14 protein-coding genes are annotated in these 17,439 nt (G+C 34.7%); 6 read left to right on the forward strand and 8 right to left on the reverse strand.

Features of this window, described 5'->3' with window-relative positions; translation table 11 throughout:
• The first annotated feature begins 90 nt into the window (after nt 1-90).
• A complete protein-coding gene (gene leuS / locus C6368_RS12140) occupies nt 91-2,904 on the forward strand; it encodes a leucine--tRNA ligase (protein ID WP_107039481.1) in 2,814 nt (937 codons plus the stop codon).
• Between the two features lie 65 nt (nt 2,905-2,969).
• Here the strand turns inward: leuS and C6368_RS12145 are convergent, their stop codons facing one another.
• Nucleotides 2,970-3,518, reverse strand: a complete 549-nt coding sequence (locus tag C6368_RS12145; RefSeq protein ID WP_159038583.1) for a biotin transporter BioY — start codon at nt 3,516-3,518, stop codon at nt 2,970-2,972.
• Between the two features lie 154 nt (nt 3,519-3,672).
• On the opposite strand from C6368_RS12145, the gene C6368_RS12150 reads away from it, so the two are divergent.
• Entirely contained in the window at nt 3,673-5,616 is a 1,944-nt protein-coding gene (locus C6368_RS12150; RefSeq protein ID WP_107039483.1) for a glycosyltransferase family 39 protein, read from the forward strand.
• Nucleotides 5,617-5,653: 37 nt separating this feature from the next.
• On the opposite strand, the gene C6368_RS12155 is transcribed toward C6368_RS12150, so the two are convergent.
• A complete protein-coding gene (locus tag C6368_RS12155) occupies nt 5,654-6,289 on the reverse strand; it encodes a DsbA family oxidoreductase (RefSeq protein WP_107039484.1) in 636 nt (211 codons plus the stop codon).
• Between the two features lie 250 nt (nt 6,290-6,539).
• Here C6368_RS12155 and C6368_RS12160 point away from each other — a divergent pair, with 250 nt between their 5' ends.
• Complete coding sequence (locus C6368_RS12160) at nt 6,540-7,379, forward strand: universal stress protein (protein WP_107039485.1); 840 nt, start codon at nt 6,540-6,542, stop codon at nt 7,377-7,379.
• A gap of 180 nt (nt 7,380-7,559) precedes the next feature.
• A complete protein-coding gene (locus C6368_RS12165; protein WP_159038584.1) occupies nt 7,560-7,775 on the forward strand; it encodes a hypothetical protein in 216 nt (71 codons plus the stop codon).
• 92 nt (nt 7,776-7,867) lie between these two features.
• On the opposite strand, the gene C6368_RS12170 is transcribed toward C6368_RS12165, so the two are convergent.
• Nucleotides 7,868-8,059 (reverse strand): YwbE family protein, encoded by a 192-nt coding sequence (locus tag C6368_RS12170; RefSeq protein WP_107039487.1) that lies wholly within the window; start codon nt 8,057-8,059, stop codon nt 7,868-7,870.
• A 32-nt stretch (nt 8,060-8,091) separates the two neighbouring features.
• A complete protein-coding gene (gene dusB / locus C6368_RS12175; protein WP_107039488.1) occupies nt 8,092-9,087 on the reverse strand; it encodes a tRNA dihydrouridine synthase DusB in 996 nt (331 codons plus the stop codon).
• A 151-nt stretch (nt 9,088-9,238) separates the two neighbouring features.
• Between dusB and C6368_RS12180 the strand changes: the two genes are divergently transcribed.
• Nucleotides 9,239-9,868: a hypothetical protein gene (locus C6368_RS12180; RefSeq protein WP_107039489.1), complete on the forward strand. Its 630-nt coding sequence runs from the start codon at nt 9,239-9,241 to the stop codon at nt 9,866-9,868.
• Nucleotides 9,869-9,994: 126 nt separating this feature from the next.
• Complete coding sequence (asnB, locus tag C6368_RS12185; RefSeq protein WP_107039490.1) at nt 9,995-11,827, forward strand: asparagine synthase (glutamine-hydrolyzing); 1,833 nt, start codon at nt 9,995-9,997, stop codon at nt 11,825-11,827.
• 107 nt (nt 11,828-11,934) lie between these two features.
• Here asnB and alr read toward each other — a convergent pair whose 3' ends face one another.
• The 4 genes from alr to lysS form a co-directional block, all read right to left on the reverse strand.
• Nucleotides 11,935-14,217: an alanine racemase gene (gene alr / locus C6368_RS12190; RefSeq protein ID WP_107039491.1), complete on the reverse strand. Its 2,283-nt coding sequence runs from the start codon at nt 14,215-14,217 to the stop codon at nt 11,935-11,937.
• The gene (locus C6368_RS12195) at nt 14,214-14,789 is read right to left on the reverse strand and encodes a thymidine kinase (protein ID WP_107039492.1); all 576 of its coding nucleotides are present in this window, start codon (nt 14,787-14,789) and stop codon (nt 14,214-14,216) included. The genes alr and C6368_RS12195 overlap by 4 nt, the downstream gene beginning before the upstream one ends.
• A gap of 226 nt (nt 14,790-15,015) precedes the next feature.
• Nucleotides 15,016-15,405 (reverse strand): hypothetical protein, encoded by a 390-nt coding sequence (locus tag C6368_RS12200; RefSeq protein ID WP_107039493.1) that lies wholly within the window; start codon nt 15,403-15,405, stop codon nt 15,016-15,018.
• 111 nt (nt 15,406-15,516) lie between these two features.
• Nucleotides 15,517-17,232 carry a lysine--tRNA ligase gene (gene lysS / locus C6368_RS12205; protein ID WP_107039494.1) on the reverse strand — a complete coding sequence of 572 codons (1,716 nt, stop codon included), beginning with the start codon at nt 17,230-17,232 and terminating at the stop codon, nt 15,517-15,519.
• Nucleotides 17,233-17,439 lie beyond the last annotated feature (207 nt).

Below are 17,439 nucleotides of genomic sequence, written 5' to 3' on the forward strand. Positions count from 1 at the left end.
TAAAAACTAAACCTATTCTAAAGCTTTCTTTACAATTACCAACTTAAAAAAAATTATCTTTGCCTTTTCAAAAACGAAACAGTAAAAAGCATGGAATACGAATTTAACGCGATAGAGAATAAGTGGAGAAAGTATTGGCAAGAAAACAATACTTACGTAGCCAAAATGGACTCAGAAAAACCAAAATATTATGGTTTATCGATGTTTCCTTATCCTTCTGGGGCAGGACTACACGTTGGACACCCACTGGGATACATCGCTTCGGACATTTATGCGCGTTACAAAAGATTGAAAGGATTCAACGTTTTGCATCCAATGGGATATGATTCTTTCGGTTTGCCAGCTGAACAATATGCGATTCAAACAGGTCAACATCCTGCTGTAACGACAGATGAAAATTTGAAACGTTACCGTTCGCAATTGGATAAAATTGGTTTTTCTTTCGATTGGTCAAGAGAAGTGAGAACTTCTGATCCGCAATATTACAAGTGGACGCAATGGATTTTTAAACAATTATTTGCAGCTTACTATTGTAAAGATGCAGATAAAGCTATGTCAATTGAAAACCTTATTTCTGTTTTTGAAAAAGAAGGAAATACAAACGTAAATGCTGTTACTGCTTGCGAAATTGAATTTTCTGCAGAGGAATGGAATGCATTTGATGCGAAGCAAAAAGATGCTGTTTTGATGGATTACCGTTTGACGTATTTAGCAGATTCATGGGTAAACTGGTGTCCTGCTTTGGGAACTGTTTTGGCCAATGATGAAATCGTAAATGGCGTTTCAGAACGTGGTGGACATCCTGTTGAGCAAAAATTAATGCGTCAATGGTCAATGCGAATTACAGCTTATGCTGAACGTTTATTGAAAGGTTTAGACAAATTAGATTGGTCGGATGCTGTAAAAGATATTCAACGCAATTGGATTGGAAAATCTGTTGGTGCTTCTGTCAACTTCAAAGTTGATAATCATGATGAGGAAATCCAAGTTTTCACCACTCGTCCTGATACAATTTATGGTGTTTCATTTATGGTTTTAGCACCAGAACACGAATTGGTAGCTAAAATTACAACAGACGAATACAAAGATGAGGTGAGTGCTTATCAGCAAAAAGCTGGATTGAAGTCGGAGCGAGACCGTATGGCGGACACAAAAACAATCTCGGGACAATTCACAGGAGCTTATGCTGTTCATCCTTTAAGTGGAGAAAAAATTCAAATTTGGATTGGAGATTACGTTTTGGCTTCCTACGGAACAGGTGCTGTAATGGCGGTTCCATGTGGAGATCAACGTGATTATGATTTCGCGAAACACTTCGAAATTCCGATTAAAAACATTTTCGCTGACGTTTCAATTGAAGAAGAAGCCTACACTGAGAAAAAAGGAAAAATCGCTAATTCTGACTTCCTTGATGGATTAGAAGTTGCAGAAGCGATTCAAAAAGCAATTAAAGTTTTAGAAGAGAAGAAAATTGGGAAAGCAAAAACGAATTACCGTTTGCGTGATGCTGTTTTCTCTCGTCAACGTTATTGGGGAGAGCCATTTCCAGTATATTATGACAATGGAATTGCGAAGACAATCGAAGACCAATATTTACCAATCGAATTACCAGAAGTAGACAAATATTTACCAACTCCAGATGGGAAACCACCTTTAGGAAATGCTACAGAGTGGTTTTGGGATACTGAAAAGAATGAATTAACGAGTAAAGATAGAGCAGACGAAGAGAATGTTCATCCAATGGAATTGAACACGATGCCAGGTTGGGCAGGTAGTTCATGGTATTTCTTGCGTTATATGGATCCATCAAATGATGGTGCATTCGTTGCCAAAGAAAAAGCAGAATATTGGAATAACGTAGATTTATACATTGGTGGTGCAGAACACGCAACTGGACACTTATTGTACTCTCGTTTTTGGTCAATGTTCTTGCATGATTTCGACTTTATTCCTTTCGAAGAGCCTTTCCAAAAAATGATTAACCAAGGAATGATCTTGGGAAGAAGTAGTTTTGTTTACCGTGATAAAGAAAGTGGTAAATTCATCAGTTTCGGAAAACGCAAGAAATATAAAGTTGCAAGACTTCACGTTGACATTAACATTGTTGACAACGATAAATTAGATACTGAAGCTTTCAAGGCATCTCGAGAAGAATATGCAAACGCAGAATTTATCGTAGAAGATGACGGAACATATATTTGCGGAAGTGAAGTTGAAAAGATGTCAAAATCGAAATTCAACGTTCAAAATCCAGATGATTTAGTAGAGAAATACGGAGCGGATACTTTAAGAATGTATGAAATGTTCTTGGGTCCAATTGAGCAAGCAAAACCATGGGACACGAAAGGAATCAACGGAGTAAATAACTTCTTACGTAAAGTGTGGAGATTGTTCCATGACCAAGAAGGGAATGTAGTTCTTTCTGATGACAAAGCAGATGCAAAAGCATTAAAAACGATGCACAAAACCATCAAGAAAGCGCAAGACGATATGGACCGTTATGTGTTCAATACAACGGTTTCAGCATTGATGATTTGTGTGAATGAATTGACAGAACAAAAATGCAACAACAAAACTATTTTACAAGATTTAGTTGTTTTATTGACTCCATACGCACCTCATATTGCTGAAGAATTATGGGTGATTTTAGGAAATGAAGCAGGAACAGTGAGTGATGCGACATACCCGATTTGCAACGAAGAATACTTAGTGGAAGATGCATTTGAATATCCAGTAAGTTTCAATGGTAAAATGCGTTTCAAGGTAGAATTACCAAACAATTTATCGAAAGACGAAATTGAAAAAGAAGTGCTTGCAATGGAGAAATCACAACATTATTTGGATGGTAAAACACCGAAAAAGATCATTGTTGTTCCTGGAAGAATTGTAAATATTGTGGTTTAGATTTTTTTTTCACACCTTGCAGAGACGCACGGCCGCGCATCTCTGCAAGGTGTGAAAAAATCCTATTAATCGGCATTGTTTACGGAGACTGCGTTTACCGAAATTCTGTTGACTACTTTCTTAATCAGCCACCCCAATAATCCACCAATCAGTATTTTTACAATGCCACCCAAAACAAATGGATTAAAACCATAAGTTACAGCATCTGAAATTCCTAAATTAAAGGCCAATCTGGTCACACCAAACAGTAAAATTACACAGGTTCCAGAGAAAGCAGCCAATAAAGAATTGACAAAAGTATTTCTGAATCTCTCGGAAAGAAACCCAGTCAAAATCCCACCAAAAAGAAAGCCAATTAAATAACCGCCACTATTTCCGGTGAAAGCAGAAATTCCGTTTCCACCATCTGCGAAAACTGGAAGTCCAACTAATCCAATGATGAGGTAGAGTAAAATTGTGATCGTTCCCTCTTTCAAACCTAAAACATAAGCCACCAGCAAAACAGCTAAAGTCTGTCCAGTTACGGGAATATTCACCTCCAAAAGATTCAATTCTATTTGAAATTGCGTAAAGAGAACCAATACAATCAATCCTACTAAAATTCGTAAACTCATTTTCATGGTATAAATGTATAAAAATTCACCAACGGTGAAAAAATCCTTGAAAACCCGCGTTTGAAAATCCGCGTCATCCGTGTTCCATCACAGCGCAAATGCGGTTAATTTTCAGTAATTTCGCATCTATCATTAAATTGTAATTCCGTCACGTATGAAACAACGCTCAAATCAATGGATTCTCATCATCATTTTGGTGATTTCTGTTGTTTTAAGAATGTTTAATTTTTCCGAAATTCCGTTTACGCATGATGAATTTAGCGCCTTAGATCGCCTCGATTTTGACAGTTTTTCTGCTTTAATAAACGAAGGAGTTAAAATCGATGGACATCCAGCAGGAGTTCAAGTTTTTCTCTTTTATTGGTCTAAAATCTTTGGACTTTCAGAACAAGCAATCAAATTCCCATTCATCGTTTTTGGAGTGCTGGCCGTTTATTTTACTTATCTTATTGGTAAGCGTTGGTTCAATGAAACCGTGGGGCTATTAACAGCAGCAGTCGTTTCTTCCTTGCAATATACAGTGATGTTTAGTCAAATTGCCCGACCGTATATCAGCGGATTATTGTTTTCTCTGATGTTGGTTTATTACCTCACCAAGCTCATTCAAAAACCAGAGAAAAACTTTCTTTTGAATGGAATTCTATTTGTCATTTCTGGAGCATTATGTGCCTATAATCATCATTTTAGTCTATTATTTGCCGCAATTGTTGGATTAAGTGGCGCTTTCTTCATAAAAAAGCAATTTCTGTTTAAATACTTTTTACTCGGAATTGGAATCTTTGTTCTCTACATTCCGCATTTAAACATCTTCTTTTATCAACTGAGTTTAGGTGGGGTAGAGCAGTGGTTAGGTAAGCCAAAACCAGATTTTTTAATCCATTTTATCAGTTTTATTTTTAATTATTCATGGATTTTAATTTCAACAGTTTTAGGAATTTCATTAGGCTTTTTTTTTATAAAAAGGTCGGTTAAAATCAATTGGAAAGTCTACCTTTTATTTGCTAGTTGGTTTACCCTACCTTTTTTAATCGGTTATTTTTATTCGGTTTATTTTAGTGCTGTTCTGCATAATTCTGTCTTGATTTTTAGTTTCACTTTTATTCTCTTTTTATTCTTTGGTCACCTTCCAAACTGTAAGCCCAAAACAAATTTACTGTTGGTTTCCATTGTAATGTTGGCAGGGATTTACTCATTGATTTTCGAACGGCAATATTATACTTATTTCTATCAATCTTGTTACGTGAAAGTACTAGAAGATTATGAGGAAGTAAAGGAAAGTGAAGAGAATGTTCTGTCAATAATTCAGTCGGTTGAGCACATCAATAATTATTACATAAAAGAATTAGAAATCGATTTCAATTACACTTGGTATAATGATTTTGAATCGATGTCAGAATTAAAGTTATTCATTGCGAAGAATGTAAAAAATTACGATAAACTTTATTTAGGGAGTTTACATAACATTGACCCACGTGCTATTCCGATCATTTTAGATTACTATCCAAATATTGAAATGGAGAACAATTATTTTGGTGGAGCGACTTATCTTTTTTCCAAGAAAAACGCGGATTCAAATTCAAAAAAGAGCAACAAAATTTCACTTATATCAATGTTGGATTTCGAAGATGAATCAACTGAATATTGGAATTATGATGCTCAATTTATCACCGATTTAAAATCTGTTTCCGGCTCGAATTCTTACCTCATAAATTCAGAAATTGAATATGGTCCAAGTTATACAATTCAACTTGAAAAGATAAGTCAAAACAAATCAGATTTCATCGATTTTTCCCTCAAAGCAAAAGAGAACACGTCATTCAACGATGCAGTTTTGGTGGTGACGCTAGAATCAAATGGCGAATCGGTTTTTTGGACAGGATATCCTCTAGAAGAAGCAATCAATTCAGACAGTTTAAGTTCCGAATGGTCAACAACCCATGTTTCGCTAAACCTCAGCAGTATCTACTTAAATTATGACCATATTCAGCTGAAATCCTTGATTTGGAACAGGGGGAAAGGGGAGTTTTTGATTGATGATTTTAAAGTGAATTTAAGAGAAGGAAATCCGGTCGTTTACGGGACGATGGAGGGGTTTTAACACTCCCTCACATCTCCAATCTCTCCATTTTATATTCCTACAACCCTTCAGCCAAACTTTGTTCCAATGCTCCTTTAAAAACCTCAGTACTTTGTGCTCCAGAAATTGCATACTTTCCGCCTAAAACGAAGAAAGGAACTCCTTTAACTCCAATATCTCTGGCCTTTTGAATGTCTGCTTTCACATCTTGCGAAAAAGCCTCGCTATTCAAAACATCCTGACATTTATCTTTTGAAATTCCAGCCATTTCAGCTAAAGCCTGCAGAGTTGGTGAATCATCAATATTTTTCCCATCTTCAAAGTGCGCTTTTAACAGTAATTCTTTCACCTCTGCCTGTTTTCCTTCTTGCTTGGCTAAATGTAAAATTCGGTGTGCGTTGATTGAATTAGCTACAATCGATTTATCAAAATCGAAATTTAATCCTTCGCCTTTGGCCATGTCAGTAACTTGGCTAAACATTTGACCAACTTCCTCTATAGACATTCCTTTTGAGTTGGCGAGTTCTTGTTTCGCACTTAAATTTGGATCAGTTTTCAATTCTGCGTTGAGTAAAAAACTCTTGTATTCTATCTCTATATCCTCCAGTTTTAGCTCATCTATGGCTTTCTCTAATCTACGTTTTCCGATATAACAAAACGGACACATTACATCACTCCAAACTTCTATTTTCATATCAATTACTTTGCTTTCAAAAATAACAAGATTACCAGAGATTTGTTTTATGAATGACGATATTATAGCCGTTAGAAATAGAAAATATAAGCTTTTAAACCAAAAATGATTTTCGTCATAAAAAATTCAAGAAAAAATATTTTTTTACATGAATCATTAATTTTTCAAGCTTTCATCATTCAAAAAGGATATTTTGACCTTATCTTTAGTGAAATAAACCGATGTTAATTTTAACGTAATACAAACTACAATGATAACTATTCTTTATCCAACCGACTTTTCAAATGCGGCAGAAAATGCATTTTTTTATGCATTACAATTAACGCGAAAATTAAACGCAGAACTCGTTCTTGTTCATGTTTATGAATTACCTGAATTAGGCAGAGCATTGCACAATACTTCAAAAGAAGTTTTTGAGATTATGGAGATGGAAACTCTTGAAAAATTTAAAAAATCTGTTGAAACTTTGCGAAGAAAAGCAGAGAACAATGGGTATGGAGATGTCGATTTCAAACATTTAATGTCAGAAGGTCAAATTGTTCCAAGAATAATTGATTTAGCCAAAATAGAAAATGCAGATTATATCGTTATGGGAACGACTGGTGCATCTGGATTAAAAGAAGTTTTTTTAGGTTCTGTTGCAGCAGGAGTAATAGACAATTCTCCATGTAATGTGTTGAGCATTCCAGTAGATGTTAGTCCATCAAACTCAATCGATAAAATTGCTTATCTAACCAATTACAAGGATGAAGAAGTTGTTTCTTTTAATGAAGTAAATCGCTTCGCGAAATATTTCGACGCCTACGTTTGCAGTCTGCATTATGAGAAAGATGTTTCAGAGATCACTAAAGATAAAATGGAAGCTTGGAAGAAAAAATTAGGTGTGAATTATGAAGAATTAAATTCTTATGTGGTAACAGGAAACAATTTTGAAGAGGCCGTTTGTGAACTTTATATGAAGCAAAACATTGATATTTTGGCAATTCAACCTAGAAAGAGAAATTTCTTTACGAATATTTTTAAGAAGAGTTTGTCAAAACATATTGTCCATAAATTAAGTATTCCATTGTTTACTTTACCTGCTAAATAAATAGAACTTATAACTCGCGGTTCATTTCTAAAAGCTTATCTTGACCAAACATTAAGATAGTTTATGAAAAATTTATACATGTATTTTCTGTTTTGTGTCTTAGCAATTTCAATTGTTGGCTGTAATCACAAGATGGAAATTTGCGATTGTTTTGAATTGAGATTAAAAATCAAAAACTTGATGAAAGAAGCCGAAAATGATTCAATTCTGGAAGAAAGTGAAGAGTTTAAGGGCTTAATTGATCAAAAGAAGGAATGTTTGACAAAAATTGAACCTGCTTATTTCGAGGAAAATAATATTCAAAGAAACGGTAGAAATGAAGAAGAATTTTTGCGTGTCGAGTTAAGTGATTGTCAAGCTGTAAAGGATTTATTGACAACGCAGGAAGTAGAATAAAAAAGGCTTTAGAAGATGGGTTAACAATGTTCAAATTTTATGCTGACATGGCTTGACTTCCTGATCAAAGAACGAGTCAAAAGAGGAAAGGATTACATTATCTCTTTAACCCTTCCAACTTCCCCTGTATCCAATCTCACCTTAATTCCGTGAGGATGGGTTGGTGAACTAGTTAAAATTTTCTCAACAACTCCTTCAGTCAAAATTCCTGTGCGTTGATCTTTTTTTAATACAATTTTGACTTCAGCACCTACATGAACATTATTGCGATTGTTTCCAGACATTTTTTACTTTTTTAAATTAAAGACAGAAAATTTTAAACCAGTAATTCAACTCCTTTGAATTTCTCTGCAACTTCATCCAAAGTATCATTAATTTCGTTCAAATCAAAAGTTGTAACCAATTTTGTACGGAATGCTTTAAAGTGAGGAACTCCCCTGAAATAGTTCGAATAATGACGTTTCATTTCAACGATGGCTAGTTTTTCACCTTTCCATTTTACACTCATTTCTAAGTGACGTCGAGCAACATCAACTCTTTGTTCTAATGTTGGTCCAGGTAAATGTTCACCTGTATCTCTGAAGTGTTTTATTTCATTGAAAATCCATGGATAACCAATCGAAGCACGACCAATCATAATTCCATCAACACCATATTTTTCTTTGTACAATAAAGCTTTTTCAGGACTGTCAATATCACCGTTACCAAAAACCGGAATATGCATTCTTGGATTATTTTTTACATCAGCAATCAAATCCCAATTGGCTTCTCCCTTGTACATTTGTTTTCGTGTACGACCATGAATAGAAATTCCTTCAATTCCAACGTCTTGAAGACGCTCAGCAACTTCAACGATGAATTTTGTATCGTCATCCCAACCTAATCTGGTTTTAACAGTCACAGGTAAAGAAGTGCTTTTTACAATTTCAGCGGTCATTTTCACCATCTTTGGAATGTCTTGAAGAATTCCAGCTCCTGAACCTTTACACGCCACCTTCTTTACTGGGCAACCATAGTTGATATCGATAATGTCAGGATTGGTTTTTGCAGTGATTTCAGTAGCTAATTTCATGCTTTCGATGTCATTTCCGAAAATTTGAATCCCAACGGGACGTTCATATTCAAAAATATCTAACTTTTCAATGCTTTTTACCGCATCACGAATTAAGCCTTCGGAAGAAATAAATTCCGTATACATTAAATCTGCTCCATTTTCTTTACACAAAGCGCGAAAAGGCGGGTCACTCACGTCTTCCATTGGAGCGAGTAATAAAGGGAAGTCTCCCAATTCTATATCACGGATTTTTACCATAGCGTTGCAAAATTACGTCTAACTTTGACAACAGCAAAATAGTTTTTGAATTAACAGCAAGAAATGATTATTTTTGAACTTATTAAACGGCTCCAAATAGGGCTTAATTTGCTTATTTTTCACCTATAATAAAGAGAATAAAAGATTGAATATGAAACAAGTTTTATTTCTTCTGGTATTGATTAGTCTAATTGCATTTTCGTGTAAAAAATTGAAGAAATTGGAAAATGATATCACCACCGAAAAGTTTATTCCATCATTAACTCTGAATCCTGTTGATAGCGCTGTTCAACTCTATACTCCAAGTTGTGGGGAGTTTATCCCTTTTCCTTTTGATTCAGTTCAAAGTATTGAAATCGATATTGATAAAAATGGCGAAAATGATTATAGTTTTACTTATACCACAGCATATAATTTTATAAGTACTTCAGATTCGTGTAAAAATCATAATTCAAAAGTGGAGGTAAAGGCCTTGGGAATTGGAAATAATATTTTCGTAGAGAATAAAGTAAACAAAAAGGCAAAAGTTTTTGAAGAAGGTGAAGAAATAGATAACAGTAACCATTTATCATCAAACGCAATCATTTTTCAAGATGATGGATTATCATCTGAAGAAATTTCAATGGAAAACGGAAATAAATATATCGGAGTGAAATTATTTTCTGGAAGCGTGGGTTGGATAAAAGTTTACCACCGAAGAGATTCTTTTGACTTTTCAATTATGGAACATGCCCTCAATAAAACGGTTCAATTAACAATCAAGGCGGGGCATAGGGATTAAAAAGTGGAATAAGGAGTAATCATTAATAAGTGAAAAGTAGAGTATTACCTGAATGTATGAAAATTATCGATTACTCCAAACTTGCATCTCAAAACTTCCTACTCACAACTCAATACTGAAATAAACATGTGTGGAATCACCGGAATTATAAATAGAAGAGCGAAAGTTGATTTTAATCAGCTGGCTAAAATGACAGATAAAATTGCTCACCGTGGACCAAATGCAGAAGCGAAATTTGTAAATCCAAACAAAACTTGCGGACTAGGTCACAGAAGATTGAGTATTTTAGATTTATCTGATGCTGCTAATCAGCCAATGCATTCAAAATGTGGTAATTATTCATTGGTTTATAATGGTGAGCTCTATAATTTCAAGGAATTAAAAGAAGAACTGATCCAAGAAGGCGCAATTTTTACAACATCTTCAGACACAGAAGTGGTTTTACAGGCTTTTATCACATGGGGTGCAAAATGCGTTGAACGATTTAATGGAATGTTTGCTTTTGCAGTGTGGAATGAGGAAAAAGAGGAGTTATTTGTTTTCCGAGATCGATTAGGAATCAAACCTCTTTATTATTCTTGGGACGAAGAAACCTTGTACTTTGCTTCGGAATTAAAGGCGATTGCACCATTCATCAACCAAAAAGATTGGGATGAAACTGCAATGCAACATTATTTCCGTTTAGGTTATATTCCAGCACCTTTTACGATATATAAATCAGTTAGAAAATTAGAGGAAGGATCATACATTCAATTGAATAAGGAAGACTTTTTGATTAAAAACTACTGGAATTTGGAAGAAAAGGTTCAAAAAAGGGAACTTTCTGATGAAAATGAAGCGAAATCACAATATCATGAATTGTTAAAGTCCAGTGTTAAATCTCGCCTTCAAAGTGATGTGCCATTCGGTGTTTTTCTGAGCGGAGGAATTGATTCTTCGACTGTTGCAGCAGTTGCTCAATCAGTTTCAAAAGAACCAATTTCTACTTTTTCAATCGGATTTGAAGAAGCAAGCTTTAATGAAAGTGAATATGCTAAGAAGGTTGCTGATCACTTGGGAACTAAACACCATGAATTTGTTTTATCTCATAAGGATATTCAAGATTTAGTCACTGAAATTCCAAAATGGTATGATGAACCTTTCGCTGATGCCTCGGCTTTACCAACTTATTTGGTTTCTAAAATGGCCAGCGAAAAAGTTACGATGGTTTTGACAGGTGATGGAGGAGATGAGCAGTTCATGGGTTATGGAATGTACAGTTGGGCTGATCGGCTTTATACCTTAAAATCATTGCGTTGGTTTTTAAAAACTGGACTGTCAGTTTCTAAGAAAGTAAATAATCAAAGAGCAAGTCAATATTTCGATTTCGGTGAAAGTGATGATTTAACCTCTCATATTTTTTCCGTTGATCAAGGACTGTATTCTGCGAAACAATTAAAGAGAACCTTCCATTTCGAAGATGATTACTCTCCTTTGCTTGTGGGAAAGGTCAACCGTTTATTAAAAGTAAGTGAAAACCAATCATTTTTTGATTTAAAATACTATTTGCCCGGAGATTTACTAACCAAAGTAGATAGAGCAACGATGCAAAATAGTTTGGAAGCTAGGGTTCCACTTTTAGATCATCGTTTGGTAGAGTTCTCACTCAATCTAGACGAACAACTAAAAAGAAAGGATGGTGACGCTAAATATTTGTTGAAACAAGTGCTTTACGATTATGTTCCAAAAGAATTTTTCGATAGACCAAAATGGGGCTTCGGAATTCCGTTGAATCTTTGGCTAAGTAATGAGCTAAAACCCTTGTTGGATAAATACGTAAACCAGGCTGTTTTAGAAAAATACCAGTTCTACAACGTAGTAGAAATTTTAAAAATCAAAACTCAATATTTAAATGGAAAAGTGTTTTTATTTAATCAATTGTGGCTAATTATTATGTTCAACATGTGGAGTGAAAAATAATTACGAATTACGAATGTTGAATTTTTGATTTCTCCTCGCCGGAGGTGAACTCTTCTCAGCGACCTCAGCGAAAACCTTTGTGCAACTCCGCGGTTATACCTTAATCATTACTTAAGGTATATTCGTGAAACGCGTTTACTAATGCTCGTCATTACCTCATAAGGAATCGTGTTTAGTCGCGTAGAAAACAGTTGAATATCGATGCTTTCACCAATGATTTCAACTTCATCACCAGCCTGACAATTTACTTCACTCACATCTACCATCGTCATGTCCATACACACATTTCCAACAACAGGGCAGCTCACACCATTGATAGAAACAGCACCAACTCCATTGCTTAAACTGCGTCTAAAACCATCGGCATAACCAATTCTTAGAGTTGCAATATCCATAGGTTGATCTGCTTTAAAAGTCCTGCTGTAACCTACGGTTTCTCCCGCTTCAATTGTTTTTATTTGAGAAATAGTGGTTTTCCATCTGATCGAAGGTAAAAGTTCGTCTTCTTTTGCAGTTGAAGTGTATCCAAAGACACCAATTCCTAATCTCACCATGTCAAAAGCAGCAATTTTCCCAAATTTACTTGTTCCTTCGCTATTCAAAATATGATAAAGAATAGCATCATCATTCAATTCTTTTTCAAACTGAAGCTTCATGGCTTTAAAACTTTCGATTTGTTGCAAACTGTAGCCATTATCCGGATTGTCAGCATCTGCTAAATGAGAGTAAACCGATTTAACCCTAACTTCGGGTGTTGATTTTAATTTTTCAATTAGTTCGGAGATGTTTTCTGGATAAAACCCTAAACGGTTCATTCCGGTTTCTACAGTAATGTGAATCGGAAAACCAGTGATATTATCTTGTTTCAAACGATTGCATAATGAATCTAATTGACTCATCGAAAACACGGAAGGCTCTAAATTAAATCGGATTAGATCTTCGAAAGCTTCAATTTCCGTATTCATTATAAGTATGGGTAAATTAATACCGTTTTCACGTAATGTTGTCCCTTCATCTGTGTAGGCAACTCCCAAATAGTTTATTCCGAGTTGCTGTAGAAAATGAGGAATGTTTACATCACCAGTGCCATAGGAAGAGGCTTTTACCATTACCATCGTTTTAGTTCCTTCAGGTAATTTATTTTGAAAAACGGAGATGTTGTGTTCTATTGCTTTCAAATCGAATTCCACCCAAGTTTCGTGCTTTCGATTTTTAAACAATTGAACCATCTCTTTCAATCTGGAACGGTAAGAACCTTTGAATAAGATACTGGAGTTTTTTACCTCAAGTAATTCTTGCGGAACTTGATTGTTTTCAATAATAAATAATTGAGTAGGCTGATAGCTATCTACTACATCTAAAATTGCTTTTTTCCTATTTTCATCTACGAATGAAAGGTCGAGAACCACAATTTTATCCTTGCGTTCTTCAGATGAAAACTGATAAGATAATGCTTGTTCCAAGGCGTCAACATCAATGTTGTAAGAATCATTAATGATGAGGTTATTGTCTTGGCCTTCAAAAACTTCCATTCTATTCGAAAGAACAGGTAACAGTGCAGCTTTTTTATTTAAAGTTTCTTTATCGATTCCTAAAAACTCAGCAACATGCAATGCTATAATTCTATTGTTCGAATAAGATAATTGTGAGAAATCAACATTTTTCCAGTTGCTAACATCAATTAAATCAGCATTGATTTTATTTCTTCGCAATGCACTCTTTTGATCATTTAGCGAAAATGTGATGTTTGAATGTTTAAAGAGTTTTAAGTGTTCCGATGCATGAATTTTTTGAGATTCAAAATTATCTAGATAGAAATGTCCAACTCCGGTAAAAATACCAAGGGTAGGAGAAACCATATCTTCGATAAACTCCATTTCATTTGGATGGGAAATGTCTGCTTCAATAATTGCAAAATCGTGGTCTTCGGTCATATTTAATAACGAAATGGCCACTCCAATTTGAGAATTAAAGCTTTTCGGACTGCGAATGATGTTGAATTCTTCAGACAATAAAAAATACAACCATTCTTTGATTGTAGTTTTTCCCAAGCTACCAGTAATCGCTAAAACAGGGTAGAAAAATTGATTTCTATGGTATTTGGCCACTGCTTGTAAGGCGCGCAATGTATCTTCTACCGTGATAATTACTGCATCTTCTGGTAATTCGACTTTCTTACTTAACACAAAACTACGAATACCTTTATCGTATGCTTTCTGAACAAAATCATGACCATTTCTTCGGCCACTCAAAGCGAAAAAAACACCGTTTCTACTCGTGTTAATGAGTCGGGTATCGTAGTATATAATATCGATTTGTTGCTCAGATAACGCTTCCGCTTTACCTGAAACAATGTCGACTAATTTTGTGTGTGTAAGATTTAGTTTCAATGTTCTATTTTATTATAACACGACCTGCAAAGTGGTTCGTATTCTTGAACAGCTCCAACCAGAACTTGTTCTTTTTCTTTTGTTTTTCTGTGAGAAAACTGTGCTAAGTTACCACAAGACATACAAATGGCATGAACTTTTGTAACATATTCAGCAGAAGCCATTAGAAAAGGCATTGGTCCGAAGGGTTTTGCTTGGAAATCCATATCTAGACCGGCACAAATAACACGTACGCCACGTGAAGCCAAATGGTTTACGACTTCAACAATTTCTTCATCAAAAAACTGAGCTTCATCAATTGCTACAATGCGTTCTTTTTTCCAATGTTCGAGAATTTCTTTCGATGAATTTACCTGTATTGCTTCAAAACTTGCTCCGTTATGACTCACTATATTTTCTTCGCTGTAGCGTTTGTCAATTCGTGGCTTGAATAGAAGCAATTCTTGTCCAGCAAAATTTATACGCCTCAATCTGCGAATTAATTCTTCTGTTTTACCAGAAAACATTGATCCACAAATAACTTCTACCCAGCCGTGAAACTTGCCATCTTCAGGAAATTGCTCTAAAAACATACGCTACTTTTGATTTTCTACAAAAGTAAAAAGTTGGGATATGTATCCCAGTTTTTGGTAAGATTTATATCGAAAAGTTATGAACGAAAGGAAGATTTCAAGGATGAAAAAACAGCTAACATTCTGCTTTTTTTAGCTAAGCTTGAAGTGAATTGTTGTTTTAAATATCATCTTTCCTTACTCTGAAAGCTTAGAATATATTGTTGGTTTATAAGATATTCAATAGTTAATCCAGCTTTTTTGTTCTACCCGAAATTACAGTGGTAATTTTATTGAAGCTTAGTGCAACTTTTTTTCTTCTGTTCTTAGGAATAAGTAATACATATTGCATTTCATCTGCTTGCATTGTGATTGAATGTACTCTTTTTATCATTTCATTTTTAAGAATAGTGTAAGTTACATCTTTGATTACTTCATCTGTTTTCCTCTTAATCTCTGTATGATGAACTGTGGAGTCACTTATCAAAAATGTGATATTCGATTTTGATTTTCCTTGGTAAATGATATCATCCGTAGTTTCATTTACTTGAAGAATATATGCATTTTTTAATGTAATTGATTGGCTAAAAGAAATCAGGGAAATGGAAAGTAGGAGTATTGTTAGAAAACTTTTCATAAGTGTAATTTTATTTAAACACAAAAATAGAGTTTTTTACCATAATTAAACCAGAAAAAAGCCACAACTTAAGTTGTGGCTTTCTAAATTATGAAGATTGAAAATATGGGTTTAACCGATAATTTCAATAGTTAAAATATCTTCGTTTTTCGTTACTTTGGCTACGCCATGCTTCGTTAAACCTTTCACACCTTTATCCCATTGTTTGTTGCTTAAACCTGTTTTATCTTTCAACGAATTTAACTCCATCGATTGTTCTTTGGCCAATAAATCGAAAATCAACTGTTCATTTTCATTCAGTTCAGGTCCTTTCTTTGCTCCAAAATTCTCTGGTTTCATTTGAGGGAAGAACAGTACTTCTTGAATTGCTTCATTGTTTGTTAAGTACATAATTAATCGGTCCATTCCAATTCCTAATCCAGAGGTTGGCGGCATTCCGTATTCCAATGCACGTAAGAAATCTTGGTCAATCATTTCCGTTGCTTCGTCATCTCCTTTTTGAGCCAAACGTACTTGATCTTCGAAACGTTCTCTTTGTTCAATTGGGTCATTCAACTCAGAATAAGCATTTGCAATTTCTTTTCCACAAACCATCAATTCAAAACGTTCTGTCAATTCTGGATCTTCACGGTGTGATTTACACAAAGGAGACATTTCTTTTGGATAGTCAATGATGAATGTTGGTTGAATGTAATTTCCTTCACATTTTTCACCAAAAATTTCATCGATTAATTTTCCTTTCCCCATCGTTTCATCAACTTCGATTCCCATTCCTTTGGCAGCCGTTCTCAGTTCATCTTCCGATTTTCCTTTGATGTCGAAACCTGTAAATTCGATGATAGAATCACGCATTGTAACACGTGCATAAGGAGCCTTGAAGTTGATTTCATTTCCTGCAAATGTTGATGTTGTTGAACCGTTAACTTGCATTGCACAATGCTCTAATAAGTTTTCAGTAAACTCCATCATCCAATTGTAATCTTTATATGCAACATAGATTTCCATTGCAGTAAATTCAGGATTATGTGTTCTGTCCATTCCTTCATTTCTGAAGTTTTTAGAAAATTCATAAACCCCATCAAATCCACCAACGATTAATCTTTTTAGGTACAATTCATTGGCAATTCTCATATATAATGGAATATCCAAAGCATTGTGGTGAGTTACGAAAGGACGTGCAGCTGCTCCACCAGGAATTGGTTGTAAAACTGGTGTTTCTACTTCCATATAACCTGCTTCGTTAAAGTAATTACGCATCGCTGAGTAAAGTTTACTTCTTTTAACGAATACTTCTTTTACGTTTGGATTTACAACCAAATCAACATAACGCTGGCGGTAACGCATTTCCGGATCAGTAAATGCATCATGTACATTTCCATCAGCATCTGTTTTTGGAAGTGGTAATGGTCTCAATGATTTCGAAAGCATTGTAAATTCCGTAACCTTTATTGAGATTTCTCCAACTTGAGTTTTAAAAACTTTTCCTTTAATACCAATGAAATCTCCTAAATCCAAAAGTTTTTTGAAGACATCATTGTACAATGTTTTATCTTCACCTGGACAGATTTCGTCGCGGTTAAAATAAACTTGAATTCTTCCAGTGTCATCTTGTAAATCTCCAAAAGAAGCTTTTCCTTGAATTTTACGACGCATTAAACGACCAGCAATCACAACTTCCTTGTCCTCCTTGAAATTCTCCTTAATCTGTTTGGCTTTATCCGTTACTGGGAAAAGGGCTGCAGGGTATGGATCGATTCCATGCTCTCTTAATTTCGTCAACGTTTCTCTACGTTGAATTTCTTGATCTGACAATTCTAAATTGCTCATAGTTGTTTAATTAACCGTTTTAAATTTTATTCAATATGCAAAGATAAGGATTATACTAATTTAAGTTGTAAAGCATCTACTTTTAATTGAAATAGCTGATTTATTTAAGTGAACAGCGTTTTTTAAACAAAAGAAGCGGACAAATTAATGTCCGCTCCATTTTAGATATTCAATTTATTCAAATAATCAGAAAGCACTTGCTTGAAT

The organism is Brumimicrobium mesophilum, assembly GCF_003025005.1.
Lineage (GTDB): Bacteria > Bacteroidota > Bacteroidia > Flavobacteriales_D > Crocinitomicaceae > Brumimicrobium > Brumimicrobium mesophilum.